Source organism: Faecalibacterium sp. Marseille-Q0746 (assembly GCF_017377595.1).
In the GTDB taxonomy this organism is placed as follows: Bacteria; Bacillota; Clostridia; order Oscillospirales; family Ruminococcaceae; genus Faecalibacterium; species Faecalibacterium duncaniae.
The window spans coordinates 1-25,251 of sequence record NZ_JAFREI010000017.1 but is presented as its reverse complement, the minus strand read 5'-3'; the positions used below and the strand labels follow the sequence as shown (position 1 = coordinate 25,251).

Here is a 25,251-nt window from a genome sequence, read left to right as displayed (position 1 = left end):
GAGGCAGAAGATTCCATGAAACAAAAACCGAGATGGACGTTGGAAATGCTGATCGCCGCGCTGGCAGTGCTGTGTGCACTGCTGACACTGGCGCTTCTGGTGCAGCGGCCCGCAGGCTGGCCTGCGCTGGCAGTGCTGGTGGTGCTGTGGGGCATCGGCATCTGCGTTTTCCGGTATCAGCTGCGGCGCTGGACCGCCAAGTGGGTGACTGGCGGCAGCTTTGAAAATTCCAGGACCCAATACAGCCTGGAATCCCTCTCTCAGCCGGCGGCTCTGCTTTCTGGCGAGACGGTGCTGTGGTATAACAGCCGCTTCCGCACGGCGCTGCTGGGCGGCGAGGACCGGCTTGCAGGCAGGGCACAAAAGCTGCTGCCCGGCCTGGACACCGCACAGGCCCGCACCCCGGAGGGGCAGCAGCTCAATCTGGCCGACGGTGTGTGGAATGTGCACAGCAGTACCGTGCCGGGCGGCAGCGAGAGCATGACGCTGCTCGTGTTCAATGAGGAGACCGCCCTGCGCAGGATCGAAACGGAGTACAAGGCCAGCCGCCCGGGTTACATGGTGTTCCTGGTGGACGGCTACGACGATGTGTTCAGCGATATGCTGGACAGTGAGCGTGCCCGCCTGCTGGAGGGCATCAACCGGGTGCTGGAGGATATGATCGGCCGGGGCACAGGCTTTCTGCGCCGCGTTGCCAGCGGCCGCTATATTGCCGTGGTGGAAGAGCGCCATCTGGAGCAGTATGCCCAGCGCGGCTACGATGTGCTGGATAAGATCCGTGCTCTGGACCCCAGCGTGAACCTGTCCATCTCCATTGGCATCGGGCGCGGGGCCAAGACCCTGCGGGAAGCCCAGGATATGGCCGTGCAGGCGCTGGATATGGCGCAGGGCCGCGGCGGCGATCAGGCCGCTGAGATGACCCCGGACGGCTTTACCTTTTACGGCGGCGTGAGCCATGGCGTAGAAAAGCGCAGCAAGGTGCGCAGCCGCATCGTGGCCGACCAGCTGGTCAGGCTCGTCAAGGAGGCGGACCATGTGGTCATCATGGGCCACCGGATGAGCGATCTGGATGCCATCGGCGCTGCCGAGGGCGTGCTGCGCATCTGCAAGATCTGCGATGTCCCGGCGGTGATCGCCGTCAGGCGGGATGCCACGCTGGCGGGCAGTTTGATCGATGCCCTGTGCCGGGCCGGGCAGGCGGATGATTTCATCGACCCCAAGGGGGCTTTGCCCATTATCTCCAAGAAAACGCTCTGCGTGGTGGTGGATACATACCAGCTGGGCCTTGTGGAAAGTAAGGAGATCTTGGAAAGGTGCGGCAAGGTGGCCGTTATCGACCACCACCGCAAGGGCGTGGGCTTCATCGAGCATGCAGACCTTGTCTGCCACGAGCCCTACTCCTCCTCGGCCAGTGAACTGGTCACGGAGCTTTTGCAGTATGTGGGCGACCGGGACGACAAGCCCAGCCGGGTGGAGGCCGAGGGCCTGCTCTCGGGCATTATGCTGGATACCCGGGACTTCACCCTGCACACCGGTGTGCGCACGTTTGAAGCTGCCGCCGCTCTGCGCCGTTACGGTGCGGAGACGGAGCGGGTGCGCCAGCTCTTTGATGTGACCATGGTGGAGTACAACGCCAAGGCAGACCTTGTGGAGGCTGCCCAGATGTACCGCAACTGTGCCATTTCGGTGAGCGGCGAGGTGCCCCCCGAGGCCCGTGTTGCCATTGCGCAGGCTGCCAACGACCTGCTGACCATCCAGAATGTGGAGGCCAGCTTTGTGGCCGTGCAGGTGGGGAACGGTGTGAATATTTCCGCCCGCAGTCTGGGGGCGGTCAATGTTCAGGTCATCATGGAAAGTCTGGGCGGCGGCGGCCACCAGACCATGGCGGCGGCCCAGCTCAAGCATATTACCCCCGAGGCAGCCCGGGCACGCATCCAGACCGCCATCGACCAGTACCGTGAGAGCCAGAAGAAGCCGCTCTCCAAAAATGAACCTGAATCCAGAAAAAAGGAGAAGCAGGGATGAACCATTACGATTATCTCATCGTAGGCGCAGGCCTTTACGGTGCGGTGTTCGCCCAGGAAGCAAAAAAGGCGGGCAAAACATGCCTTGTGATTGATAAGCGCGGCCACATTGCCGGGAATATCTATACCGAGGAAGTGGAGGGCATACAGGTCCACCGCTATGGTGCCCACATCTTCCACACCAGCAGCAAGGCAGTGTGGCAGTATGTGAACCAGTTTGCGGAGTTCAACCGCTACACCAACAGTCCCGTTGCCAACTATCACGGCGAGATCTACAATCTGCCTTTCAATATGAACACCTTCAATAAGATGTGGGGCGTGGTGACCCCCGCCGAGGCCAAGGCAAAGATCGAGGAGCAGAAGCGGGAAGCGGGCATCACCGACCCGAAAAATCTTGAGGAGCAGGCCATCAGTCTGGTGGGCACGGACATTTACGAAAAGCTCATCAAAGGCTACACCGGCAAGCAGTGGGGCCGCCCCTGCACCGAACTGCCGGCTTTCATCATCAAACGCCTGCCGGTCCGCTTTACCTACGACAACAACTATTTCAACGCGCTGTATCAGGGCATCCCCGATGGCGGCTATACCGCCATGGTGGAAAAGATGCTGGAGGGCATCGAGGTGCGGCTGAATGTGGATTATCTGGCCGACCGGGAGAGCCTGAACGCACTGGCCGACAAGGTGGTCTATACCGGCCCGGTGGATGCCTACTTCGGCTACCGTCTGGGCGCGCTGCAGTACCGCAGCGTCCGCTTTGAGACCGAGGTGCTGGATACCGACAACTATCAGGGCAACGCGGTGGTGAACTATACCGATGCGGAAACGCCCTATACCCGGATCATTGAGCACAAGCATTTTGCATTCGGCACCCAGCCCAAAACGGTGATCAGCCGGGAGTACAGCACCGAGTGGCATCAGGGTGACGAGCCCTATTACCCCGTCAACGATGAAAAGAATGGCGCGCTTTACGCAAAATACAAAGCGCTGGCCGATGCCGAGACAAAGGTCATTTTTGGCGGCCGGTTGGGCGAGTACAAGTATTATGATATGGATAAGGTGATCGAAGCAGCATTGGATGCGGCGGCACGGGAGCTGGGGTAACCCCACTGTCATCGAAGGCGTTGACGCAACGGTCTGAATGCTGTATACTAACCATAGAAATCCACCGGTTCCCCGGTGAGAAGTGAGGGATAACACCATGAAAGTGATTCTGAAGCAGGACGTAAAGGGCATTGGCAAGAAGGATGAAATCCATGAGGTCTCCGACGGCTACGCCCGCAACTTTCTGTTCCCGCGCAAGCTGGCCGCTGTGGCCGATGCTTCTGCGGTGAATATCGCACGCGGCAAGGAGGCCGCTGCGGATTTCCACGAGGCTGAAACTGTGGCCGCCGCACAGGCTGTGGCTGCAAAGATCGAGGGCAAGACCGTGACCATCAAGGCCAAGGGCGGCGCATCCGGCCGCCTGCACGGCAAGGTCACCGGCAAGGAAGTTGCCGAGGCTCTGGCCCAGCTGGCCGGTTCTCCCATTGATAAAAAGAAGATCGAGCTGGAGACCAAGGACATCAAGGATGCCGGTGTGTTCAACGCAAAGGTGCGCCTGCATGTCGGTGTTGTGGCTTCCTTCAAGATCATGGTGGAAGTAGAACAGGCCTGATTGAAATGCCATCTGCGCCCCCTGCCTTCAGGGGGCGTTTTTGGCGTTTTGGGAAGCTGGCCCAGTATGGAGGGGGATGAACCATGCCCAACGAACAACGACATTATTCCAATGAACTGAATCTGGAGAGTGTGGGCATCAATCTGCCCTACAATATGCAGGCCGAGCAGAGCGTGCTGGGCGCGGTGCTGCTCAAGCCCGAGACATTGACCGATCTGGTGGAGATCATCCGGCCGGAAATGTTCTACACCCGGCAGAACGCCCAGATCTATTCTGAGATGCTGCGCCTGTTCACAGCAGATCAGACCATCGACTTTGTCACCCTGCTGGATGCCGTCATCTCCGATGGCGTGTTCCCCAGTGCGGACGAGGCAAAGGTCTACCTGACCGGTCTGGCCGAGACGGTGCCCAGTATCTCCAATGTGAAGGCCTATGCCCAGATCGTGCAGGAAAAGTATCTGGTGCGCCAGCTGATGGGCGTTGCCAAGGACATTCTGCAGGACGCGGGCGATGAGCCGGACGCTGACCTGCTGCTGGAAAACGCCGAGCAGCGCATCTACGAGATCCGCTCCGGGCGGGATTCCAGCGCGTTGACCCCGCTTTCCTCCAGCATGGTGGAGACGTTGACCAACCTGCAGAAGATCAGCGGCCCGGATGCCGACAAGTACAAGGGCATCCCCACCGGCTTCCGTCTGCTGGATACTGTTCTGACCGGCCTGGGCCGCGGCGACCTCATCATTCTGGCCGCCCGCCCCGGTATGGGCAAGACCAGCTTTGCGCTGAACATCGCCACCCGCGTTGCCATGCAGCAAAAGGTGCCGGTGGCCATTTTCAGCCTGGAAATGACCAAGGAGCAGCTGACCAACCGCATCCTTTCGGCGGAAGCTGGCATCGACAGCCAGGCTTTCCGCACCGGTGCCCTCCGCAGTGAGGACTGGGAGTATCTGGCACTGGCAACGGAAAAGCTCCACGATGCCCCCATCTATATGGACGACACCTCAGGCATCACCATCACCGAGATGAAGGCGAAGATCCGCCGGGTCAATCAGGATCCCACCCGCCCCAATGTGGGCCTGATCGTTATCGACTACCTGCAGCTGATGACCACCGGCCAGCGCAGCGAGAACCGTGTGCAGGAGATCAGCTCCATCACCCGAAACCTGAAAATCATGGCTAAGGAAATGAATGTGCCCATCATCGCGCTTTCTCAGCTGTCCCGTGCGGTGGAGAAGCAGGGCAACAACTCTTCTCACCGGCCCCAGCTGTCGGACCTGCGTGACTCCGGTTCCATCGAGCAGGATGCCGACTGCGTCCTTTTCCTTTACCGTGATTCCTACTACGCCAGCCAGAACCCCGATGGGGCAGAGGTGGATGCGGATACCGCGGAGTGCATTGTGGCAAAGAACCGCCACGGCGAGACCAGCACGGTGCCGCTGGGCTGGGATGGCGCACACACCCGCTTTATGGATGTGGACTTCAAACGCTGATGAACGACGAAACATCAAAATTGATCGCAAAAGTAGAACGCTTTGCCCGGCAGGAGCAGCTGTTTGCGCCTGCGGAGCCGGGCCGGGCTCTGCACCTGTGCGCCGCCGTTTCGGGTGGGGCCGACAGCATGGCGCTGCTGCGGGTGCTGCTGGAGCTGCGGGAAGCTTTTGGGTATCCCCTTACGGCCTGCCACGTCAACCACGGCCTGCGGGGTGAGACTGCGGACCGGGACGAAGCTTTTGTCCGGGCCGAGTGTGCCAGGCTGGGGGTGTCGCTGACAGTCTTCCGCCCGGCAGATGTGGGAATGGCTGTGCCGCCCCATGCCGGGGAGGACTGGGCCCGCAGACTCCGCTATGCCTGCTTCGCCCAACTGCTGGCAGGCGGGATAGACTGCATTGCAACGGCCCATACTGCTACTGACCAGGCCGAGACCCTGCTGTTCCGGCTGGCCCGGGGCACCGGGCTGCATGGGGCAGGGGGCATCCGGCCCAGGCGGCCCGGTTACTGCCGCCCGCTGTTGGGGCTGACCCGGGGCGAGACCGAAGCGCTCTGCGCCGCCTTCGGGCAGGCGTGGGTGACGGACGAGACGAACGATTCCGATGCCTACGCCCGCAACCGCCTGCGCCATGGGGCCGTTCCGTCCCTGCGCAGCGTCAACGATGCGGCAGAGGAAAATCTGGCCCGCTTCTGTGAAAAAGCGGGCCGCGCGGATGCCTACTTTGCCCGGCAGGCGGAACAGCTGCTTTCTGTCGCGCGTCTAGATGCAGCCCAGACTGCCCGCAAGGCCCCGAAAGCCAAGGCAGCATGGCGGCTGGAGCCGCTGCAGGGCGCGGACCCGCTCATTCTGGAAGCAGCGCTCCACAGACTTGTTGCCCCGGTGCGGGATGCCGAGGAAAAGTACATCCGTCTGCTGGCAGAGCTGGTGGAGCAGGGGAGCGGGGCGGTGCAACTGACCGATACGGTCCGCTTCTGCGCAGGCAGCGGGATGCTCTGGCAGGAAGAGGGCCGGCCGGAAGCGGCTGCGGCCCCGGCGTTTTCGCTGCCGTTTGCCCCTGCCGATGGGGCAGAATTTGCCCTGCCCGGGGGCCAAACCCTGAAAACACGGCTTTTTGTAAGCGGTTTTCGAGAAAAAACACAGGGTGTTCATAAAAAAGACTTAAAAAATCGGGCGGATTATGCTAGAATAACCTTGTTATATTCTGCCCTTACGCTGCGCACCCGTCAACCGGGAGACCGGTTCCGGCCTGCGGGGCGGGGGCTGAGCAAGCCCCTGCGCAAATGGATGAATGAGGCAGGCATTCCTGCCGGAATACGAGAGGGCCTGCCGCTGCTGGCGGCGGGCAGCGAGATCCTGTGGGTCTGTGGGGAGGGCTTTGCCGAGGGGCTGGCCCCGGACGAGGAGACTGTACAGATCTTGCAGTTGGAATTGGAAAATGGAGGAACAACCCATGAGCATGAATGACGATATCAAGAACATCCTGGTCAGTGAGGAAGCATTGAAAGCCAAGGTTGCCGAACTGGGTGCACAGATCAGCAGGGATTACGAGGGCAGAAACCTTGTCCTCGTCTCCATCCTCAAGGGTTCGGTGGTTTTCATGGCCGACCTGATGCGGGCTGTGACCATCCCCTGCAGCATTGATTTTATGGTCGTGTCCAGCTACGGCGGCAGCAATACCACCACCAGCGGTCTGGTCAAGATCATCAAGGATCTGGACAGCGACCTGTCCGGCAAGGACGTGCTGATCGTGGAGGACATTCTGGATACCGGTGTCACCCTTTCCAAGCTGGTGCCCATGCTCAAGATGCGCAACCCGAATTCCGTGAAGATCTGCACCATTCTGGACAAGCCCAGCCGCCGCAAGGCCGACATCCAGCCCGATTACGAGGGTTTCCAGGTGCCGGACGAGTTTGTGGTGGGCTATGGTCTGGACTACGATGAGAAATACCGCAACCTGCCCTATGTGGGTGTGCTGAAACCGGAAATCTACGCATAACAAAAACGAATTAGAACTGGAGTTGATCCCTTTTGCAACCGAAACGACCTCGCTTTAATCCCCTGATCCTGGCGCTGGCACTGGCCGGTGTTCTGATGATCTGGTCGGTGCTGGGCACCAGCGACAGCAGTACCGGCGGCTCCACCATGAGCTACTCGACTGTGGTGCACTACTTTGAGAACAATCAGGTCACAGCCTTTACGCTGGATCGCAACACCAGCATCATCACCCTGACGTTGAAGGAGGGCAAGCAGGAGCTGCCCGAAACCACAGGTGCCACCGCTGCCACACAGGCCTCCGGTGGTCTGCTGAGCAATATGTTCTCCTCCTCCACCTCTTCCGTGGGGGCGACCAGAAATGATGACGGCACAGTGACGGTGCGCTACAAGCTGCCCTACGCCTATGTGTTCATCGAGAACGTCCAGCAGTATATCGATTCCTACGACGCAGTCAACCCGACCGCGCCCATGGAGTACGATTACACCACCCTGAAGGAGTCCATCCCCTGGATGGAGATCCTGTTCTACCTGGGAATGCTGGGCTGCACCGGCTTCCTGCTCTTCTCCATGATGCGCGGCGGCGCTGGCGGCGGCGGTATTATGAACGTGGGCAAGGCCAAGGTGAAGGACGAGCATGAGAACAAAAAGACCGCGACCTTTGCCGACGTTGCCGGTGAGGACGAGGAAAAGGAAGAGCTGAAGGAGGTCGTGGAGTTCCTCAAGAGCCCCGACAAGTTCAACACGCTGGGTGCCCGCATCCCCCACGGCGTTCTGCTGGTGGGCCCTCCGGGTACCGGTAAGACCCTGCTGGCCCGTGCCTGCGCCGGTGAGGCAGGGGTGCCCTTCTACTCCATTTCCGGCTCCGACTTCGTGGAAATGTACGTCGGTGTCGGCGCGTCCCGTGTGCGTGACCTGTTTGATAAGGCCAAAAAGACCATGCCCTGCATCATCTTCATCGATGAGATCGATGCCGTGGGCCGTCAGCGCGGCGCAGGTCTGGGCGGCGGCCACGACGAGCGGGAGCAGACCCTGAACCAACTGCTGGTCGAGATGGACGGCTTTGAGGCCAACGATGGTGTCATCGTGATGGCAGCCACCAACCGTGCCGACATTCTGGATAAGGCACTGCTCCGTCCGGGCCGCTTTGACCGTCAGGTCTATGTGGGTCTGCCCGATGTCAAGGGCCGCGAGGAGATCCTCAAGGTCCACACCAAGAATAAGCCTCTGGCTCCCGATGTCTCCCTCAGGGTCATCGCACAGCGCACCGCAGGCTTTGCGGGTGCTGACCTGGAGAACCTGGTCAATGAGGCCGCTCTGCTGGCTGCCCGCCGCAGCCGTAAGGCCATCACCATGGAGGACATCGAGGAAGCTTCCATGAAGGTCATGGCAGGCCCTGAGAAGAAGAGCCGTGTTGTGACTGCCGAGGAAAAGAAGCTGACCGCTTACCATGAGGCGGGCCACGCCGTGGCAGGCTTCTATTGCAAGCACCATCCCCGTGTGCACGAGATCACCATCATTCCCCGCGGCCAGGCTGGCGGCTACACCATGTATCTGCCTGAAAAGGATCGCAGCTACGTGACCAAGGGTGAGATGTTCGAGGATATCGTTTCCAGCCTGGGCGGCCGTGTGGCCGAGCAGCTGATCCTGGAGGATATCTCCACCGGTGCCTCCAACGACCTGCAGCAGGCAACCAACATTGCCCGCCAGATGATCACCAAGTACGGCTTCTCCGAGCGCCTGGGCCCTGTGGTCTACGGCACCTCGCAGGAGGAGACCTTCCTGGGCCGTGATTTCGCCCAGGGCAAGGGCTACAGTGAGAGCACCGCTGCCGAGATCGATGGCGAGATGCGGGATATCATCGATGAGGCTTACGAGACCTGCCGCCGCACCCTGACGGAGCACATCGACCAGCTCCATGCGCTGGCACAGGCTCTGATGGAACGCGAAAAGCTCAACGAGCAGGAGTTCAACACCGTGATGGCCGGCGGCAAACTGCCCCCGCGTGACGGTGACGAGCCTGTACAGGAACCCGCCGCACCGGCGGCCCCTGTGGAGACCGCAGAACCTGCCGAGAGCGCAGAGCCCGCTGAACAGGCGGAGCAGGCCGTGCTGGGCGAGGAAATGCCCGACCCGGCGCAGGATGCCCCGCAGGAAAACGAATGATCGAAGGGAGCGAGTGTCGTGGAGGAAAATTTTAACCCGGTCGCACGCACCCGGGCCAACTATTATACCCCGGGCAGCCCGGTGCAGTTCGTCTGTGTGGAACTGCTCAAGGGCGAACTCAGCGGCGAGAACGCAGTCTGCCTGACCTTCAAGAACATCTCCAAGGTTACCCTGACTGCACTGGAGATCCACTTCAAGTGCAAGGGTGTGGACGGTATCATCCTGTGTGAGGATGCCTTTGAATACCGCGAGATCGAGGTCAAGCCCGGTGAGAGCTTTGGCATGGACGATGCTGTGTTCGTGACCCAGAAGGCCATCACCAGCGTGGATGTGGTCCTGAAGAACGTATACAGCGGCAAAAAGGTCGTGCATCTGGATGCCATCAAGCGCGTCCGCCTGCCTGCCCCGCGCCGCCTGAGTCCGGAGCTGGAAAAGGCACTGGAAAGCCGGATGAACCGCACCGGCCTCAAGTATATGCCGCAGGTGTTCGAGAACGGCTGGTACTGTGCCTGCGGTTCCTTCCACCCGAAGGAAGAGGACACGGTCTACTGCACCGAGTGCGGCTGTGACCGCATCCTGCTGCAGAACGCCCTGAACACCCTGCTGCAGCCCGGCCAGAAGGCCGCCCCCGCAGAGCAGGCCCCGGCGGCGGAGGCCACCCGCGTGGCGAGCGCCGCTCCGCAGGAAGAGCCGACCCGCATCGTGGCCAGCGCGCCGGTGCAGGCAGAGCCCACCCGGGTCGTCCAGACGGCCCGCCCGGCAGAGCCTGTCGGCGCTCCGACCAGCTTTGCACCGCCGGTGGAACACACCCCTGCTCCGGAAGCAGAGCCTACCCGGGTGCTGGATGCCGCCACCCGCGCGGCGTTCCCCGGCAGCGGTGCAGCGGCTGTGGATGACGAGGGCACCCGTGTGATGCCTGCTGCTGCCCGCCGTGCCGCCCCGGCCCGCCAGCCGGAACCCGAGGTGGAGCAGTACGATGAGGAGGACGATGCGGAAGAGAGCCGTGACGGCATTGCCGAGACCCTCGTCCGCTGGGTCCCGCCCATCACCGCCATCGTCTGCGCAGGCATTGCGCTGTGGGGCTTCGTCTATTATCAGTTTATGATGTAAATGAATGACGGAGGAGGCTGCGCTTCCTCCGTTTTTTGGTTGTACGAAGGAGAAACGTTATGCCCGACGAAGCACTGCAAACCGCTTTTGAGATCAAAACTACCTGCGATGAGATCAGCCGCAAGCTGCTGCGCTGGCACTGGGAGAACAAGCCCGGGGAGCACAGCCTGGGAGCCCTGCTGGATCACATCCGCACCCGCCAGCAGGAGAGCCCCGAATATTATGACCGTCTGCCCGATCTGGCGGGCCGAAACAGCTGGCAGCAGCTGGATACTACCCTGTGTATGCGGGTGCTGCTGGACCCCGAAAAGGATGCTGCGCACCAGCTGGATCTGCTGGGCAATACGGAGCACCCTGCTGCTGCCCGCCGGGCCTGCAACGCGGTGCGCACTGCCCGCAATGAAGCGGCCCATGCTTCTGACCGCACGGCGGCTGCGCAGGCGGCGATCCTCTTCAACGAGGCCGTGGAAGCACTGGAAGAGGGCTATGCGGGCGCGCCCCTGCGCACCAGTGAGCTGGGCCAGTATTACCGGCTGGCTGAGGATTACCTGAGCCGCTGCGGGGCCAAAAAGCCCATTGCGTCGGCGGCCCCGGAAGAGAAAGCACCCCGCGCTGCAAAGTCCGGCCAGAGCACTGCGGGCAGGAAAAAAGAGGGGACTTCCGGCAGTGCTTCCCGCCGCAGCAGCACAAAGCAGAACACGAGCGGCCGCAGCTCCGGCGGCAGATCCCAGAACCGGAAGCAGGGCGGCAGCCGGAACAGCCGTGCCCGGGCCAGGCAGAAGCAGAAACAGGCCAACCGCACCGTTCTGCTGGTATTGCTGGCGATCCTGGCCGTGGGTCTGCTGATTCGCGGCTTTACCATGAACTGGCAGTGAAAGAGTGAGGGAACTATGAAGCAAAAACTGATTTTTCTGGATATTGACGGTACTTTGCTGCCGCCCGGTGAGATGACCGTTCCGGCCAGTGCCGTGGAGGCCATCCGGCAGGCCCGGGCCAACGGCCACAAGGTGTTTCTGTGCACCGGCCGTAACCTGCGCATGACGAAGCCGCTGCTTGCCTACGGTTTCGATGGCTTTGTCTGCTCTGCAGGCGGCTATGTAGGCTGTGATGGGAAAATTCTCGTGGATCTTCCCATGGAGCCTGCGCAGGTCGAGGGCCTGCGGGAGGTGCTGGGGCGTGCCGGTGCCGAGTGTACACTGGAAGCCCGGGATGATACTTACGGCGGCATCAGGATGATCGAGCGGTTCGCCCATTTGTTTCCCCGCAAGCCGGGGCAGCTGAACAGCGAGGCCGAGCGCTGGCGCAAAACGATGGAGTATGGCTTGACCATCCGGCCCATTGAGGAATACCACGGGGAGCCGGTTTACAAGGTGGTGTTCATCGCCCCCAACGAGGCCTGCCTTGCTGAGGCGAAGCAGCTGTATGAGGATCAGTTCATCTTCTGCGAGTCCCGGCTGGGGGATAACCCGTCGGCCATCGTCAACGGGGAGCTCATCAACCGCAAGTTCAACAAGGGCACCGGCATCAAGGCCATCTGCGATGAGCTGGGGTGTTCGCTGGCCGATACCATCGGCTTTGGCGACAGCGACAATGACCTGCAGATGACCGATGTGGTAGGCATCAGCGTTTGCATGGCCAACGGCTCTGACAACCTGAAAAAGCTCTGCGACCGCATCTGCCCGGCTGTGACGGAGGACGGCGTGGCAAGGGAGCTCAAAACTCTGGGCCTGATCTGAGAGCAGCCTTCCACAAAAGAAGAGATGATAACAAAAAATTCCCGCTCCATCGAGCGGGAATTTTTGTTAGAGAGGATTATTTCTGATGGACTGCCTTGTGATATACCGCATAGGCGATCACGGCAGAGAGGGCCTCTGTGATCCAGAAGGCGTGCCAGACACCGGTAGGGCCCATGCGGCCGCACAGCACCCACGCAATGGGCATGATGAAGATGATGTAGCGGCAGAGGGAGATGACCAGCGAGGGCACGCCCTTGCCCAGACCCTCCAGTGCGCCGGAGGAGGTGGTAGACACTGCCGAGACGATGAATCCCAGGCAGATGATCCGCAGGGCGGTCTGGCCGATGACGATGGTCTCGGGGTTAGAGGTGAACAGACCCATCAGCGGGCCTGCAATGGTCAGGCAGAGCAGGGTGCCAATGGCCATGATCCCAGCGCTCAGGCCCAGTGTCAGGTTGTAGAGCCTGGACACACGGCCATGCTCCCGGGCACCGTAGTTGTAGCCCACCAGCGGGCGCATCCCCTGCACGATGCCGTTGGCCGGCAGGTAAAGGAAGGTCTGGAGCTTGTAGTAGATGCCCAGCACCGTCACATAGCTCTGGGAGTAGACCGCCAGCAGGCCGTTCAGGAAGGTGACCAGCAGGCTGGGCAGGGCCAGATTCAGGATGGCCGGTACACCGATGGCATAGAGCTTGCCGTCAAGGGCGGCATCGAACCGCAGGCAGCGGCGGGAGAAGCGGACGGCGACTTCGGTGGTGCAGTAGACATAGAGGTAGACCACAAGAGAAACGGCCTGCCCGATGCCGGTGGCAAGGGCCGCACCTGCAATGCCCAGGGCGGGCACCGGCCCAAGGCCGAAGATGAGGACCGGGTCGAGGGCGATGTTGGTCACGCAGCCGGTGATCAGCGCCACCATGGCAACGTTCATCCGGCCAACGGACTGGAAGATCTTCTCAAAGGCGAGGTCTGCCATGTTGACCAGCGAGAACAGGAACACGATGGTGGAGTAGGTCACGCCCATGTCCACCAGAGCGGGATCGGTAGTGAAGCGGCGCAGGAAGCCGGGCATAATGGCAATGCAGAGGACCATGCCCAGCACACCGTGCAGCAGGGAAAACATCATGCCGTGGGTGGCGGCCCGGTTGGCGTTTTCGTGGTCGCCTGCGCCGAGGTAGAGCGCGATCTGGGCATTGATGCCGATGCCGAAGCCGATGGCCACTGCATTGACAAAGTTCTGGATGGGAAACACCAGCGAAAGCGCCGTCATGGCCTGCTCGCTGATCTGGGCCACAAAGAGGCTGTCCACGATGTTGTACAGGCTGTTCACCAGCATCGAGATGACGTTGGGCAGGGCCATGGAGAGCAGCAGCGGGAATACCGGTCTGGTTTTCATAAAAGTATCGTTCATTTTCATTGCTCCTGAGGGTCAGATTTGGATTTGAAGGCAAAGCAAAAGCCACACAATGGCTTTTGTACCATTGTGTGGCGAAAAGTTGCAGAATGCTGTAAAAATCCACACGATATTTTATTGGTTCAAAGATACCACATCACAGGGATACTTGTCAAGGACTTTTTAAAATAAAAGTATGACTTTTTACAACGGGTCCTTGCCCTTGACAAGGGGCGCGGCGGCGGTAAAATAAGAACAGAACGCACAAAAGGAGGATCTGCCATGAAATGGATGATCGCGTCAGACCTGCACGGGTCGGCTTACTACTGCCGCAAAATGCTGGAGGCCTTTGAGCGGGAGGGAGCCGACCGGCTGTTCCTGTTGGGCGACCTGCTCTACCACGGCCCCCGCAACGACCTGCCTCGAGAGTACGCCCCCAAGGAGGTCATCCCCCTGCTGAACGGGAAAAAGGAGGTGCTGCTCTGCGTGCGGGGCAACTGTGATGCCGAGGTGGACCAGATGGTGCTGGAATTCCCCGTGCTGGCCGATTACGCGGTGCTTCCGGTGGGGCAGCGACTCATTTATGCGACCCACGGGCATATCTATCATGTGAAAAATCTGCCGCCGCTGGCCCCGGGAGATGTACTGCTGCATGGGCATACCCATGTTCCGGCCTGGACAGAGTTCGGGCAGGGAAATCTTTACCTGAACCCGGGTTCTGTGAGCATCCCCAAAGAGGACAGCCCCCACAGCTACATGACCCTGGAAGGAAACACGATGCAATGGAAAGAACTGGAAAGCAGCGCTGTTTTCCATGAACTGACCCTTTGAAAAGTCCCACGGCCGGTTTTGCGGGCAGCTTGAAATTTGCCCACCGGTATGGTATGATAAAACTGAAAACAAATCGGCAAAGTTCCGCAGAGCAGTGCTGTGCGGGGCAGGAGCCTTTTTGTTTCCGCAATGAGTTAGCTGAAACTAACAAAATGACGAAAACAGCGGGCTGGACTTGTGCAGTTTGACAGGGGTGCCCGCAGATACAGTATGGAGGGGACAACAATGGTAGAAACGATCCTGAGGGTCGATGGTATGATGTGTGGTATGTGCGAGAGCCACATCAATGATGTGGTGCGCAAGGCCGCTCGGGTGAACAAGGTGACTTCTTCCCACACCAAGGGCGAGACGGTCATCGTCTCGGAGCAGCCGGTGGATGTGGAGGCGCTGAAGGCTGCCATTGCCGAAACGGGCTACACCGTGACCGGCGTGCAGACCCGGCCCTATGAGAAAAAGGGCTTCTTCTCGTTCCTGAAAAAGTAACAGCCCGGTGTTTCTGGCCGGGCTGATCATGCAAAACAGGAGGTATCTCGTTATGAGGATCTTGGTGTACGGCGCAGGCGTTCAGGGCTGTCAGCTGGCCCACAGTCTGGCACAGAACAAGAAAAATGTGGTCACCCTGCTGGCCCGGGGCGAGTGGAAGGAGGTCATTGACCAGAAGGGCCTGACCATCCGCCACATGCTCCAGCGGAAAACAACGGTGGATCGGATGCAGACGACAGATGTGCTGGCCCCCGAGGATGTGTATGACCTTGTGTTTGTCACGGTGCAGGCCGGGCAGCTGGCCGATGTGCTGCCCATCCTCAAGGCGAACCGGAGCCAGTACTTCATCTTTGTGGGCAATGATCCCTATGCGCAGGAGATGCTGCAGGCCATGCAGCGCCCGGTGGATAAGATCGCCTTTGGTTTCCAGAACAATGCAGGCCGCCGGGAGCATGACCGGCTGGTCAGTGTGCACATGGGAATGGGAATGACCGTTGGCGGCGCAACCGCTCCCCTGTCCGGCGCGTTCCGCCTGCGGCTGCAGGCTGCCTTTGAGGGCACCCACTACAAGCTGACCTATTACAGCGATATGGACGAGTGGCTCAAGAGCCACATCGCCTTTATCCTGCCCTGCGCCTATGCCTGCTATGCGGTGGATGGGGAACTTTCCCGCACCACAGTGGAACAGCGCAGGATGATCGTGGATGCCGCCTGGGAGTGCTGTGAGATGCTGAAAGCGGCAGGTGTACCCGTGAACGATGCGGAGAACACCGACCGCTACCGCGAGGGCACCAAACAGCGGAAAAAGACCGAGCGGATGGTCTACTGGATGGCGCAGACGGTCGTTGGGAAGTGGTGCATTTCGGATCACGCCATGCGTGCGGTGAGCGAGATGCAGTATCTGGATGAAGCGTTTGCCGCCCTGCGCGCCACCACATTGGTGGAGATGACTACCTGGGATGAACTGCGCAGATCCCTGCCCAGAAAGAAGTAAGAGCCGGAAAATGTCCGGAGCATGAGAAAAAGCCTGTCGGTTTTTGCGCTGACAGGCTTTTTTCTATTGGTTCCGTGCCCAGAAGGCGGCAAGCTGCTGCTCCAGCTCTGTGGTGCTGCGCAGGTATTGGAGCTGGTGCCAGTGGCGGGGGAACAGGCGGGTGTATTCGGCGCGGGCAAAGCGGTCATCCAGCAGAAGCACCACGCCCCTGTCCTCCTGCGTGCGGATGACTCGGCCCGCCGCCTGCAGCACCTTGTTCATGCCCGGAAAGCGGTAAGCGTAGTCGAAACCGGTGCCGCCTGCCTCGTCATAGTAGCGGCGCAGAATCTCTTGCCGGGGGTTCACCTGAGGCAGGCCCACCCCCACGATGGCGCACCCGATGAGCCGGTCGCCCACCAGATCTACGCCCTCGCCAAAGATGCCGCCCATGACCCCGAAGCCCAGCAGCGTTTTTGCGGGGCTTGGGCCGAACTGTTCCAGAAAGGCCGCCCGGGCCGCGTCGTCCAGACCACTCTCCTGGGCCAGCGTCCCGATGTCCGGGTAACGGGCGGTGAAGTCCTCATATACCTGCCGCAGATAGGCGTAGCTGGGAAAAAAGGCCAGATAGTTGCCCACCTTGGCCCGGGCCAGTGCGGCCAGCGCATCCGAGACGGCCTGCACACTGGCTTCCCGATCCCGGTAGCGGGTGGAGATGCCGGGCAGGCAGTAAAGCCCCAGATGTTCGGGCGGAAACGGGCTTTCCAGTGCCACGGCCCGGGCATCGGGACAGCCCAGCACGGAGCGGTAGTAGCCCGGCGGGGTGAGCGTTGCGCTGAACAGCGCCGCCGCCCGCCCGGCGGCAAGGCTGGCATCCACAAAGGGGGCGGGGTCAAGGCAGAGCAGCTCCCATTCCAGCTCGCTGCCCCGGGCTGTCAGCTGGGTGACAAAATGCGCGTCGTACCGTTCTGCCGCCCGGGTGATATCCTGCAACGCAAAGTAGAGCTCGAGCAGCTGAGCGTGGGCATCGGCCTCCGGGTTGGCCTCCAGCCAGTCCTGCAGGGGGGCCTGCAGGCTGAACAGCAGTCGGAGCAGCTCCTTCGGCAGCTCTTGCAAAAAGACCGTGCCATCTTGCGCCAGCAAAGGCTCCGGCAGCGGGAAGGCGGCTTCTGCCGGTTCGGTGTCCAGAAGGCTGGTCTGTTGGGTGAGATCCTCTGCCGGCGATTCGGTGGGCGCTGGACCCCGGCGGGGGGCCAGCTTCGTTACCGCCCGGCGCGCTTCCAGAAAGCCCCTGTCTGCCTTTGTCAACGCGGTTTTCAGTGCGCTTTTTCCTTTGCCGATGGCCCGTCTGGCATCGGTCAGGCTGCTCTTGCAGAACCGCGCCGAGTACATGGCTCTGGCCCGGTCCGGCAGGTTGTGGGCTTCGTCGATGAGAAAAATGTAGTCGCCCGCCGCATCGAAAAAGCGCCGCAGGTGCACGGTGGGGTCGAACAGATAGTTGTAGTCTCCGATGACCACGTCACACCACTCGCTCAGGTCCAGCCCCAGCTCAAAGGGGCAGACCCTGTGCCGCCGGGCAGTCTCAGTCAAGGCGGCCCGGTCATAGGGGACGGCGCTGTCCAGCAGGTCGGCCAGCGCATCCTTCAGTCGCTCGTAGTAGCCGTTGGCGTAGGGGCAGGCTTCCGGCAGACAGGTGGGATGGCCCTCAGCATCCTTGCACAGGCAGGCCTTCTCCTTGGCCGAAAGGGTCACGCTGCGCAGGGAAAGCGCCGGGTCTGCCGCCCGCAGACGGGCCAGTGCATCCTCAGCAGCGGCTTGTGTCGTGTTGCGGGCGGTCAGGTAGAAGATCTTTTCCCCCTTGCCCTCGCCCATGGCTTTCAGGGCAGGGAAGAGGGCGCTCATCGTTTTGCCGATGCCGGTGGGTGCCTGGCAGAACAGCCGGGTACCGCCCTTCTGCTCTGCCTTGCCCGCAGCACAGGCGCGATAGACCTCCCCAGCAAGGGCACGCTGCCCGGGACGGTAGGCCGGAAACGGAAATTGCAGGGCCCCAAGGCTCCGGTTCCGGGCTTCCACCCAGTCCAGCTGCCGCCGTGCCCAGGGAAGATACTGCCGCAGTAAGTCGTTGAGAAACGCATCCAGCTCAGCGGCGGAGAAGTGCCGGGTATAGCGGATGATCTCATCGGTGTCGATCTGGTAATAGGTCAGCCGGACATCCAGTGTTTCCAGCTCCCGCTGTTCGGCGCAGATGGCCCCGTAGACCATGCCCTGCGCCCAGTGGCAGGGGTTCATGTCCTCCGTGATGGCATCGGTGGGCGCGGCGGTGGTCTTGATCTCGTCGATGACCACTGTGCCGTCCTCGTCAGTAAGGATGCCGTCGGCCCGGCCCTCGATGGTGAACCCGATTCCCTCCATCGTCCGCTCTGCCGTGAGGAACACCTCAGCGGCGTAGCCTTCACCCGCCGCCTTCTGGAGCCTGCGGTGGATGCGTGCGCCCTCGTTGGCCCGGTCAAAGCCGGTAAAGCGGCTGTCGATACTGCCGGTGCGGAGCAGGAACTCCACCAGCTCCCGGACAGAGAGACGGATGGTTGGCATGGGGGTCACTTCCTTTCAGGTTGTGCACAGTATGTTGGGAAACTAAACCCCTCAGTCTCGCTATCGCTCGCCAGCCCCCCTAATAGTGGGGCCTCTGGCGTTACGTAAAGTTTTTTGGGGTTCCCCTTTACGCACAAACTACATCGCTTTGCCAAGGCCGCCCCTACTAGGGGCGGTGGCAGCCCAAAGGGCTGACGGTGGGGTTTAACAGCAGGGCCTACCCGAGACCCAGAATCTTTTGACAATTTGCTGCAACAGCATTCACCTGGTCAAAATCCACGGCGGCCCGGTAATAAGTCTCCAGCTCATCATGGCAGTTCTTGGCCTGAGCCATCAGGGCGACAGCCTGGTCGATGAGCTCGGAGGCGGCACGGTCGTTGAAGCGCAGGCGGGCACGGAAGCCGGACAGGTTCTCCCGGTCCACAAAGCGGGTGCAGCGCACGGCCTGCACGCCGGGCAGCTGGATGGGATGCCAGAGGTTGTCGGTCAAAAAAGCCAGCCGCAGGGCCGGGATGAAGATGTGGTCGATCTGATCTTCAGGGTGCATGGCGCAGGGGCAGGTGATGATGTGGTAGCCCCGGGCCAGTGCTTCGGCCCGGATGAGTTCCAGCAGCAGGCGGGAGACCGCCCCATAATCATCCCGGAATACCACATACCGGTCGGCCAGCGCTTCTACCGTGCCCCGGTAGAATACCATCCCCTTGGGGGTGATGGCTGAGAGCAGCCGCAGCTCCTCGCTGGCGGTGCCCTCGGTGCGGGGAAGCAGCCGGGTGCAGAGCCGCTTGACGTAGCGGCGCACCTTTTCAAAGTTGGCGCTGCAGGCCTCGGCCCGGCGGCTGTCCAGCATCAGGCTGCCCGCCGATGCGATATACCGGGCCGCCCGGCCCCGCAGGGCGGCATTCCGGGCAAACAGGGCCTTGACCTCGTCCCGGTGGGGAGCCAGCTTTCCGGCATCGATGGTGTGGTACAGGCTCACCACCAGCTCATCAGCCCCGGGCGCGTCCGGCTCCACCACATGGGGCGCGGTGGCATCGATGATGGCGCGTTTCTGGTCGAGGAAGATGACCCCGTCCAGACTGTCCGGGTCGCTGGCGCAGTGGATCTTTTCGATGCGCTGGCCCTGCTGCTCGGCGGCCTGGGCCAGATGCTTCATCAAGGTGGATTTGCCGCATCCCGGCCCGCTTTTGATGAGAAGCATCTGCATCCCGGGCTCCCGGCGCAGCGGCTCAAAATAACCCTTGAAGCCCGCCGGTGTGGTGGCCCCCAGAAAGAAATCGGGGGAACGGCTTTGGATCGTTTTCATATCAGAACACCTCACTTTTGCTTTAGGGTATGCAAAAATGAAGGGAGATGATACTTGGAAACGGCCTTGCCCTCTCAGTCTCGCTCCGCTCGCCAGCTCCCCCAAAGTGGGAGCCCTTGGCAGTTTTTGTGAGCTTCATCTTTCTGCCAAGGCCTCTCCCTTCGGGAGAGGTGGCATTGCGACAGCAATGACGGAGAGGGTGAGCTTGTTAATATGTGTGCCCGCACACCTCGTGGATCTTATCCCGCAGAGCCACAAAATCCGCAAAGGCGGCGGGTTTGTTCTGCGCCTGCCGGAGCAGGGCAGCGGGGTGGAAGGTGCCCATAAACCACACACCGTTCTTCTGCACAAAGGTACCGTGCTCCTTGGTCACAGAGAAATCGGTGCGGATCATCCGCTGGGAGGCGATGCGGCCCAGGCAGACCACGATCTTTGGCTGCAGCAGCTTGAACTGTTCCCGGAGCCAGGGCATACAGGCTTCGCTCTCGGTGGGCAGCGGGTCACGGTTGTGGGGCGGGCGGCACTTGACGATGTTGGCAATGTAGCAGTTTTTGCTCCGGTCCAGATCGATGGCAAACAGGTATTTGTCCAGCAGCTGGCCGCTGCGGCCCACAAAGGGCAGGCCCTGCTCGTCCTCGCTCTGGCCCGGGCCTTCGCCCACAAACAGCACCTCAGCAGTCTGGACACCCTGCCCGAACACCACATGGGTGCGGTCAGTGCACAGCTCACATCTGCGGCAGGCAAGGCACTCGGCCTTTAATGTATCCCAATCCATAGCAGTTTGATCTCCTTGCAGCTGAATGATAATTTATTCACAAATAAAAAATGGTTTTCTCCTAAAATAATAGCACAAAAAGCCAATTTTGTCTTGAACTTTTTGCCGGGTGTGCTAGAATAAAAGAGAAAGGCATCCTTGTGTCCAACAGGCACCCGGATGTGAATATTGGATAGTTAATTCGGAGGTAATCAACAATGGCTGATATGTTCGCACCGCTGGTAGCACAGCTGAAGGCAAACCCCAAGACGATCGTTTTTACCGAGGGCAATGACCCCCGCATCCTGGAGGCAGCCAGCAAGCTGCTGGCCGAGGGCGTTCTGAAGGTTGTCATGGTGGGCAACGAGGCTGAGTGCAAGGCCGCTGCTGCCGCAGGCAATTTTGATATTTCCGCTGCTGAGATCATTGACCCTGAGAACTACGCAGGCTTCGACGAGATGGTGAACACCATGGTCGAGCTGCGCAAGGGCAAGCAGACCGCTGAAGAGTGTACCGCAATGCTGAAGAAGTCCAACTACTTCGGCACCATGCTGGTCAAGATGGGCAAGGCTGATTGCCTGCTGGGCGGCGCGACTTACTCCACCGCCGATACCATCCGCCCCGCTCTGCAGCTGGTCAAGACCAAGAAGGGCGCACACCTGGTGAGCTCCTGCTTCATTCTGGACCGTGACTTTGGCGAAGAGGGCCTGAAGCGCATTGCCATGGGCGACTGCGCTGTCAACATTGATTACACCGATACCGTTGATAAGGCTACCGGCGAGGTCAAGCTCGCTGCATCCGCAAAGCTGGCTGAGGTGGCCGTTGAGACTGCCAAGACCGCAAAGCTGTTCGGCATCGATCCGAAGGTCGCAGTTCTGAGCTTCTCCACCAAGGGCTCCGGCAAGGGCGGCACCGTTGCTCTGAGCCATGACGCTACCATCAAGGCTCAGGAGATGGACCCCGAGCTGGCTGTGGACGGCGAGCTGCAGTTTGACGCTGCCGTTGCTCCCGAAGTTGCACAGGTCAAGTGCAAGGGCAGCAAGGTCGCTGGCCAGGCCAACACCTTCATCTTCCCCTGCATCGAGGCCGGCAACATCGGCTATAAGATCGCTCAGCGTCTGGGCGGCTACGCTGCCTACGGCCCCATTCTGCAGGGCCTGAACGCACCCATCAACGACCTGTCCCGTGGCTGCAACGCTGACGAGGTCTACAAGATGAGCCTGATCACTGCCTGCCAGTCCTAACTTTTATTCAGCACTCTGCCCCTTCTGGTGTAATGCCGGAAGGGGCTTTTGTTTTGCATGTTGTTTGATGGTTTTGCCAAAGGCTCCCCCTTTGGGGGAGCTGGCGCAAAGCGCCTGAGAGGGTGAGCCCGCTGCCGGGGCTTGCAATCTCCCCAAAAACATGCTATAATAATCAAGCACAAAATGTGCCATGCCGGACAGCGCCTGCTGCGTGGTTCGGCATACGGATGCGGGCCCTGTACGATGGGGCCGCTGTGAACCAGGTCAGGTGGGGAACCAAGCAGCCTTAAGCGGTGTGTCCCGTGCGTTTCAGTCAGCCTGCATCCGTATGCCGAGTTACGCAAGGCGGGGGTCAAACCCCGTCAGCGCTGCCCGGCTTTTTTGTTGAAAGGGGAGAAGCAGATGTATCGAGCCCTGTACCGCAAGTGGCGGCCCCAGCGGTTTGAGGACGTGGTGGCCCAGCGCGGCATTGTGACCGCACTGCGCAACCAGATCGCCACAGGCCGTGTGGGCCACGCTTATCTGTTTACCGGCGTGCGCGGCACCGGCAAGACCACCTGTGCCAAGATCTTTGCCAAGGCAGTCAACTGCCTGCATCCCCAGAACGGTGACCCCTGCGGTGAGTGTGAGATCTGCAGGGGCATCGACAACGGCAGCATTCTGGACGTGGTGGAGATGGACGCGGCCTCCAACAACGGCGTGGACGATATCCGTGATCTGCGTGATGAAACGGCCTACACCCCCAGCGCCTGTCATTATAAGGTATATATCATCGACGAGGTGCACATGCTCTCCACGGCAGCGTTCAATGCCCTGCTGAAAACGCTGGAGGAGCCGCCCGCCCACGTCATCTTTATTCTGGCGACCACAGAGATCCAGAAGGTTCCCGCCACCATCCTTTCCCGGTGCCAGCGGTACGATTTTACCCGCATCGGCCCCGAGGATATCGCCCAGCGTGTGGAGTACATCGCCGGGCAGGAGGGACTGGAGCTGTCCGGCGAGGGGGCGGAGCTCATCTCCCGCCTTGCCGATGGTGCCATGCGAGACGCGCTGTCCATTCTGGATACCTGTGCCGGTGTCACGGCAAAGATCGATGCGGACGTTGTCCGCCGGATGGCAGGTGTGACCGACCGGAGCTATCTGTTCCATATTTCGGATGCGCTGGAAGCGCAGGATGCTGCCGCGGCACTGGCACAGCTGGCTCAACTGCGCCAGCAGTCAGTGGATGTGAAGCGGCTGACTGAGGAGCTAATTGCCCATTATCGTGCGCTGATGTTGGCGGCCCTGCCCGGCGGGCAGGCACTGCTCTCGGGTGTATCCCCGGAAGAGGAAAAGCTCTATCTGGAAAAAGGCCCCCGGATGGGGCAGCGGGAGGCGATCCGGGCCATCCGGGCTCTGGGCAACGCTCTGGAGCACATGACCCGTGGCAGTGACCAGCGGATAGAGCTGGAACTGGCCCTGTTCAGCCTTTCGGAGCCGCCCCAGCAGGTGGCGGTACAGGCTGTGCCCGCCGCCCGGCCTGCGGTCCCTGCACAGGAGGCCCCCAGACCGTTTGCGTCGGCACCGGTCAAGCCTTTTGTAAGTGCACCGGCGGCATCGGCTCCCGTGCAGGAACCCTCTGTGGAACCGGCGCCGATGCAGCAGTCTGAGCCGGAAACGGTACCTCAGCCCGTGGAACCTCCCAAGGCAGAAGCAGCAGCTCCTGCGGAAGAAGAGCTTCCGCCCCTGCCGGAGGAACCGCCGGTGACTTCGGAGGCCCCGCCCCCCTGGGACGAGCCGGCCCCGGCTGCGCCGCCGCAGAGAGAAGCGCCTCCGGCTCCCGCGCAGGAAGTGCCTGCGGTCCAGCCTCAGCCGGAGCCCAAGCCGGAATATACGGCGGACCCGGCGCTGAACAAGCCCCGCAAGGTGGCAGCAGAGGGGATCAATCCCTTCCCGCAATGGGCAGAGGTCATCAAGCTCCTGCAGGAGCAGGATCCCATGCTCTACACCTACCTGAAAAAGTCCAAGGGTTACTTTGATGGTACCCGGGTGCTTATCGATGGCGGAAAGACCTTCCGGGATTTTATCCGCGCCAACAAGGAAAGCCAGAAGCTCATCAAAAAGCTGATCGCGCAGGTGTCCGGTGTGGCGGTGCCCATCGGCCCCTATGAATCCAAGACGGTCAATCGCGCTTCGGCCAACGCCGAGGAATCCCTCCGCAAGCTGGCACAGCTGGGGCTGGAGGTGTCGATTGAGGATAGTGAACGCAAAAAACGATAAATAAAAGGAGAACCAACCATGAAAGCAAGAATGCCCGCAGGCTTCGGCCGCCCCGATATGAACTCCCTGATGCGTCAGGCCCAGAAGATGCAGGAAGATATGAAGGCCAAGCAGGCAGAGCTGGAAGCTGCTGAGTACACCGGCAGTGCATCCGGTGAGATGGTCACTGTGAAGATGAACGGCAAGCACGAGGTGCTGAGCATCACCATTAAGCCTGAGGCCGTGGACCCCGATGATATCGAGATGCTGGAAGACCTGGTGGCTGCTGCCGTCAATGCAACCGTCAAGCAGGTGGATGAGACTGCCGAGGCCGAAATGAGCAAACTGACCGGCGGCCTGAACATTCCCGGTCTTTGATCAAAGTGGAGGAGCACCATGGGTTATAATGCAGCCCCGCTGGAAAAGCTGATCGAAGAATTCAGCAAGTTCCCGGGCATTGGGCGGAAGGGTGCGACCCGGATGGCTTATCAGGTACTGAGCATGTCGGATCAGGATGCCGCCGCACTGGCGGGTGCGATCCAGAACGCCCACACCAAGCTCCACCGCTGCCGTGTCTGCCAGAATTATACCGAAGCCGAGCTCTGCCCCATCTGTGCCAGTGCCAAGCGGGACCGCTCTGTCATCTGCGTGGTGGAAACGCCCCGTGATGTGCAGGCGTTTGAGCGCACCCGGGAGTACTATGGCATGTACCATGTGCTCCACGGTCTCATCAGCCCCATGGATGGCATCGGTGCTGAACAGCTGACGGTCAAGGAACTGCTGGCCCGTCTGGGGGACGGTGAAGTGAAGGAAGTGATCATGGCCATGAACCCCACCGTTGAAGGTGAGGCAACGGCCATGTATCTGGCAAAGCTCATCAAGCCCCTGGGCATCAAGACCACCCGTCTGGCCTATGGCCTGCCCGTGGGTGCCAGCCTGGAGTATACCGATGAGACGACCCTGTACCGGGCGTTGTCTGGCCGGGGAGAACTGTGATCATTTGTATTTCAAAGCCCTGCGTTTGCGCGCAGGGCTTTGTGCTGTTTATGGGATAAAAAAGAAACACCCGGCCGGGGAAATGAAACAAATTCAAGAAATATAGAAAAAACTCAAAAAAGATGCAAAAAAGTGTTGACAGAAGGCTGGGGATGTGGTATTATACTTGAGCGCCAAGGGCCGCCGGAAAGAATGACTTCTGAAAGCGGCAGAAGCAAAGCGAAAGAACCAATATGGATACGTTGAAAAACGAGCCACAAGTTCGAAAAGATCGAAAAGCTT

Annotated in this window: 21 protein-coding genes and 1 other RNA gene; 18 read left to right on the top strand and 4 right to left on the bottom strand. The window is 60.6% G+C overall.

Going from position 1 to position 25,251, the window contains the following annotated elements:
• The first annotated feature begins 15 nt into the window (after nucleotides 1-15).
• The 10 genes from J3351_RS10210 to J3351_RS10165 all read left to right on the top strand — a co-directional run bounded on the left by J3351_RS10210 (nucleotide 16) and on the right by J3351_RS10165 (nucleotide 12,168).
• On the top strand, nucleotides 16-2,025 hold the full coding sequence (locus J3351_RS10210; RefSeq protein ID WP_242699383.1) for a DHH family phosphoesterase: 2,010 nt from the start codon (nucleotides 16-18) through the stop codon (nucleotides 2,023-2,025).
• Nucleotides 2,022-3,125: a UDP-galactopyranose mutase gene (glf, locus tag J3351_RS10205; protein WP_207697678.1), complete on the top strand. Its 1,104-nt coding sequence runs from the start codon at nucleotides 2,022-2,024 to the stop codon at nucleotides 3,123-3,125. Before J3351_RS10210 ends, glf begins: the two co-directional genes overlap by 4 nt.
• Before the next feature lie 97 nt (nucleotides 3,126-3,222).
• On the top strand, nucleotides 3,223-3,678 hold the full coding sequence (rplI, locus tag J3351_RS10200; RefSeq protein ID WP_097770524.1) for a 50S ribosomal protein L9: 456 nt from the start codon (nucleotides 3,223-3,225) through the stop codon (nucleotides 3,676-3,678).
• An 83-nt stretch (nucleotides 3,679-3,761) separates the two neighbouring features.
• Nucleotides 3,762-5,165 carry a replicative DNA helicase gene (gene dnaB / locus J3351_RS10195; protein ID WP_005931854.1) on the top strand — a complete coding sequence of 468 codons (1,404 nt, stop codon included), beginning with the start codon at nucleotides 3,762-3,764 and terminating at the stop codon, nucleotides 5,163-5,165.
• Nucleotides 5,165-6,628 (top strand): tRNA lysidine(34) synthetase TilS, encoded by a 1,464-nt coding sequence (gene tilS, locus J3351_RS10190; RefSeq protein WP_207697677.1) that lies wholly within the window; start codon nucleotides 5,165-5,167, stop codon nucleotides 6,626-6,628. The genes dnaB and tilS overlap by 1 nt, the downstream gene beginning before the upstream one ends.
• The gene (hpt, locus tag J3351_RS10185; RefSeq protein ID WP_207697676.1) at nucleotides 6,615-7,160 is read left to right on the top strand and encodes a hypoxanthine phosphoribosyltransferase; all 546 of its coding nucleotides are present in this window, start codon (nucleotides 6,615-6,617) and stop codon (nucleotides 7,158-7,160) included. Before tilS ends, hpt begins: the two co-directional genes overlap by 14 nt.
• 95 nt (nucleotides 7,161-7,255) lie before the next feature.
• On the top strand, nucleotides 7,256-9,322 hold the full coding sequence (ftsH, locus tag J3351_RS10180; RefSeq protein WP_207697703.1) for an ATP-dependent zinc metalloprotease FtsH: 2,067 nt from the start codon (nucleotides 7,256-7,258) through the stop codon (nucleotides 9,320-9,322).
• Between the two features lie 18 nt (nucleotides 9,323-9,340).
• Nucleotides 9,341-10,432 (top strand): hypothetical protein, encoded by a 1,092-nt coding sequence (locus J3351_RS10175; RefSeq protein WP_207697675.1) that lies wholly within the window; start codon nucleotides 9,341-9,343, stop codon nucleotides 10,430-10,432.
• Nucleotides 10,433-10,491: 59 nt separating this feature from the next.
• Nucleotides 10,492-11,307: a hypothetical protein gene (locus tag J3351_RS10170; protein WP_207697674.1), complete on the top strand. Its 816-nt coding sequence runs from the start codon at nucleotides 10,492-10,494 to the stop codon at nucleotides 11,305-11,307.
• A gap of 15 nt (nucleotides 11,308-11,322) precedes the next feature.
• Complete coding sequence (locus J3351_RS10165; protein ID WP_186851366.1) at nucleotides 11,323-12,168, top strand: HAD family hydrolase; 846 nt, start codon at nucleotides 11,323-11,325, stop codon at nucleotides 12,166-12,168.
• Between the two features lie 76 nt (nucleotides 12,169-12,244).
• Here J3351_RS10165 and J3351_RS10160 read toward each other — a convergent pair whose 3' ends face one another.
• On the bottom strand, nucleotides 12,245-13,576 hold the full coding sequence (locus J3351_RS10160; protein ID WP_207697673.1) for an MATE family efflux transporter: 1,332 nt from the start codon (nucleotides 13,574-13,576) through the stop codon (nucleotides 12,245-12,247).
• Nucleotides 13,577-13,840: 264 nt separating this feature from the next.
• On the opposite strand from J3351_RS10160, the gene yfcE reads away from it, so the two are divergent.
• From yfcE to J3351_RS10145, 3 genes are all read left to right on the top strand, one after another.
• On the top strand, nucleotides 13,841-14,389 hold the full coding sequence (gene yfcE / locus J3351_RS10155) for a phosphodiesterase (protein ID WP_207697672.1): 549 nt from the start codon (nucleotides 13,841-13,843) through the stop codon (nucleotides 14,387-14,389).
• A 225-nt stretch (nucleotides 14,390-14,614) separates the two neighbouring features.
• Complete coding sequence (locus J3351_RS10150; RefSeq protein ID WP_207697671.1) at nucleotides 14,615-14,872, top strand: heavy-metal-associated domain-containing protein; 258 nt, start codon at nucleotides 14,615-14,617, stop codon at nucleotides 14,870-14,872.
• Nucleotides 14,873-14,924: 52 nt separating this feature from the next.
• Nucleotides 14,925-15,866, top strand: a complete 942-nt coding sequence (locus J3351_RS10145; protein WP_207697670.1) for a ketopantoate reductase family protein — start codon at nucleotides 14,925-14,927, stop codon at nucleotides 15,864-15,866.
• 63 nt (nucleotides 15,867-15,929) lie between these two features.
• Here J3351_RS10145 and J3351_RS10140 read toward each other — a convergent pair whose 3' ends face one another.
• The 3 genes from J3351_RS10140 to J3351_RS10130 all read right to left on the bottom strand — a co-directional run bounded on the left by J3351_RS10140 (nucleotide 15,930) and on the right by J3351_RS10130 (nucleotide 20,512).
• The gene (locus J3351_RS10140; protein WP_207697669.1) at nucleotides 15,930-18,434 is read right to left on the bottom strand and encodes an ATP-dependent DNA helicase; all 2,505 of its coding nucleotides are present in this window, start codon (nucleotides 18,432-18,434) and stop codon (nucleotides 15,930-15,932) included.
• Between the two features lie 217 nt (nucleotides 18,435-18,651).
• Nucleotides 18,652-19,737: a hypothetical protein gene (locus J3351_RS10135; protein ID WP_098925150.1), complete on the bottom strand. Its 1,086-nt coding sequence runs from the start codon at nucleotides 19,735-19,737 to the stop codon at nucleotides 18,652-18,654.
• 208 nt (nucleotides 19,738-19,945) lie between these two features.
• Nucleotides 19,946-20,512: a uracil-DNA glycosylase family protein gene (locus J3351_RS10130; protein WP_154277761.1), complete on the bottom strand. Its 567-nt coding sequence runs from the start codon at nucleotides 20,510-20,512 to the stop codon at nucleotides 19,946-19,948.
• Between the two features lie 197 nt (nucleotides 20,513-20,709).
• Here J3351_RS10130 and pta point away from each other — a divergent pair, with 197 nt between their 5' ends.
• From pta to recR, 5 genes are all read left to right on the top strand, one after another.
• Complete coding sequence (pta, locus tag J3351_RS10125; RefSeq protein ID WP_186851360.1) at nucleotides 20,710-21,735, top strand: phosphate acetyltransferase; 1,026 nt, start codon at nucleotides 20,710-20,712, stop codon at nucleotides 21,733-21,735.
• Nucleotides 21,736-21,962: 227 nt separating this feature from the next.
• An RNA gene (gene ffs, locus J3351_RS10120) (signal recognition particle sRNA small type) lies at nucleotides 21,963-22,062 on the top strand.
• 75 nt (nucleotides 22,063-22,137) lie between these two features.
• On the top strand, nucleotides 22,138-23,994 hold the full coding sequence (gene dnaX, locus J3351_RS10115) for a DNA polymerase III subunit gamma/tau (RefSeq protein WP_207697668.1): 1,857 nt from the start codon (nucleotides 22,138-22,140) through the stop codon (nucleotides 23,992-23,994).
• 18 nt (nucleotides 23,995-24,012) lie between these two features.
• A complete protein-coding gene (locus J3351_RS10110) occupies nucleotides 24,013-24,351 on the top strand; it encodes a YbaB/EbfC family nucleoid-associated protein (protein WP_207697667.1) in 339 nt (112 codons plus the stop codon).
• 18 nt (nucleotides 24,352-24,369) lie between these two features.
• Entirely contained in the window at nucleotides 24,370-24,969 is a 600-nt protein-coding gene (gene recR, locus J3351_RS10105) for a recombination mediator RecR (RefSeq protein WP_207697666.1), read from the top strand.
• The last annotated feature ends 282 nt before the right edge of the window (nucleotides 24,970-25,251 follow it).

What these genes read in the sequence shown, in the direction of transcription:
- J3351_RS10210 (WP_242699383.1), top strand. Translation starts at nt 16, where the DNA reads ATGAAACAAAAACCGAGATGGACGTTGGAAATGCTGATCGCCGCGCTG.
- glf (WP_207697678.1), top strand. Translation starts at nt 2,022, where the DNA reads ATGAACCATTACGATTATCTCATCGTAGGCGCAGGCCTTTACGGTGCG.
- rplI (WP_097770524.1), top strand. Translation starts at nt 3,223, where the DNA reads ATGAAAGTGATTCTGAAGCAGGACGTAAAGGGCATTGGCAAGAAGGAT.
- dnaB (WP_005931854.1), top strand. Translation starts at nt 3,762, where the DNA reads ATGCCCAACGAACAACGACATTATTCCAATGAACTGAATCTGGAGAGT.
- tilS (WP_207697677.1), top strand. Translation starts at nt 5,165, where the DNA reads ATGAACGACGAAACATCAAAATTGATCGCAAAAGTAGAACGCTTTGCC.
- hpt (WP_207697676.1), top strand. Translation starts at nt 6,615, where the DNA reads ATGAGCATGAATGACGATATCAAGAACATCCTGGTCAGTGAGGAAGCA.
- ftsH (WP_207697703.1), top strand. Translation starts at nt 7,256, where the DNA reads ATGATCTGGTCGGTGCTGGGCACCAGCGACAGCAGTACCGGCGGCTCC.
- J3351_RS10170 (WP_207697674.1), top strand. Translation starts at nt 10,492, where the DNA reads ATGCCCGACGAAGCACTGCAAACCGCTTTTGAGATCAAAACTACCTGC.
- J3351_RS10165 (WP_186851366.1), top strand. Translation starts at nt 11,323, where the DNA reads ATGAAGCAAAAACTGATTTTTCTGGATATTGACGGTACTTTGCTGCCG.
- J3351_RS10160 (WP_207697673.1), bottom strand. Translation starts at nt 13,576, where the DNA reads ATGAACGATACTTTTATGAAAACCAGACCGGTATTCCCGCTGCTGCTC.
- yfcE (WP_207697672.1), top strand. Translation starts at nt 13,841, where the DNA reads ATGAAATGGATGATCGCGTCAGACCTGCACGGGTCGGCTTACTACTGC.
- J3351_RS10150 (WP_207697671.1), top strand. Translation starts at nt 14,615, where the DNA reads ATGGTAGAAACGATCCTGAGGGTCGATGGTATGATGTGTGGTATGTGC.
- J3351_RS10145 (WP_207697670.1), top strand. Translation starts at nt 14,925, where the DNA reads ATGAGGATCTTGGTGTACGGCGCAGGCGTTCAGGGCTGTCAGCTGGCC.
- J3351_RS10140 (WP_207697669.1), bottom strand. Translation starts at nt 18,434, where the DNA reads ATGCCAACCATCCGTCTCTCTGTCCGGGAGCTGGTGGAGTTCCTGCTC.
- J3351_RS10135 (WP_098925150.1), bottom strand. Translation starts at nt 19,737, where the DNA reads ATGAAAACGATCCAAAGCCGTTCCCCCGATTTCTTTCTGGGGGCCACC.
- J3351_RS10130 (WP_154277761.1), bottom strand. Translation starts at nt 20,512, where the DNA reads ATGGATTGGGATACATTAAAGGCCGAGTGCCTTGCCTGCCGCAGATGT.
- pta (WP_186851360.1), top strand. Translation starts at nt 20,710, where the DNA reads ATGGCTGATATGTTCGCACCGCTGGTAGCACAGCTGAAGGCAAACCCC.
- dnaX (WP_207697668.1), top strand. Translation starts at nt 22,138, where the DNA reads ATGTATCGAGCCCTGTACCGCAAGTGGCGGCCCCAGCGGTTTGAGGAC.
- J3351_RS10110 (WP_207697667.1), top strand. Translation starts at nt 24,013, where the DNA reads ATGAAAGCAAGAATGCCCGCAGGCTTCGGCCGCCCCGATATGAACTCC.
- recR (WP_207697666.1), top strand. Translation starts at nt 24,370, where the DNA reads ATGGGTTATAATGCAGCCCCGCTGGAAAAGCTGATCGAAGAATTCAGC.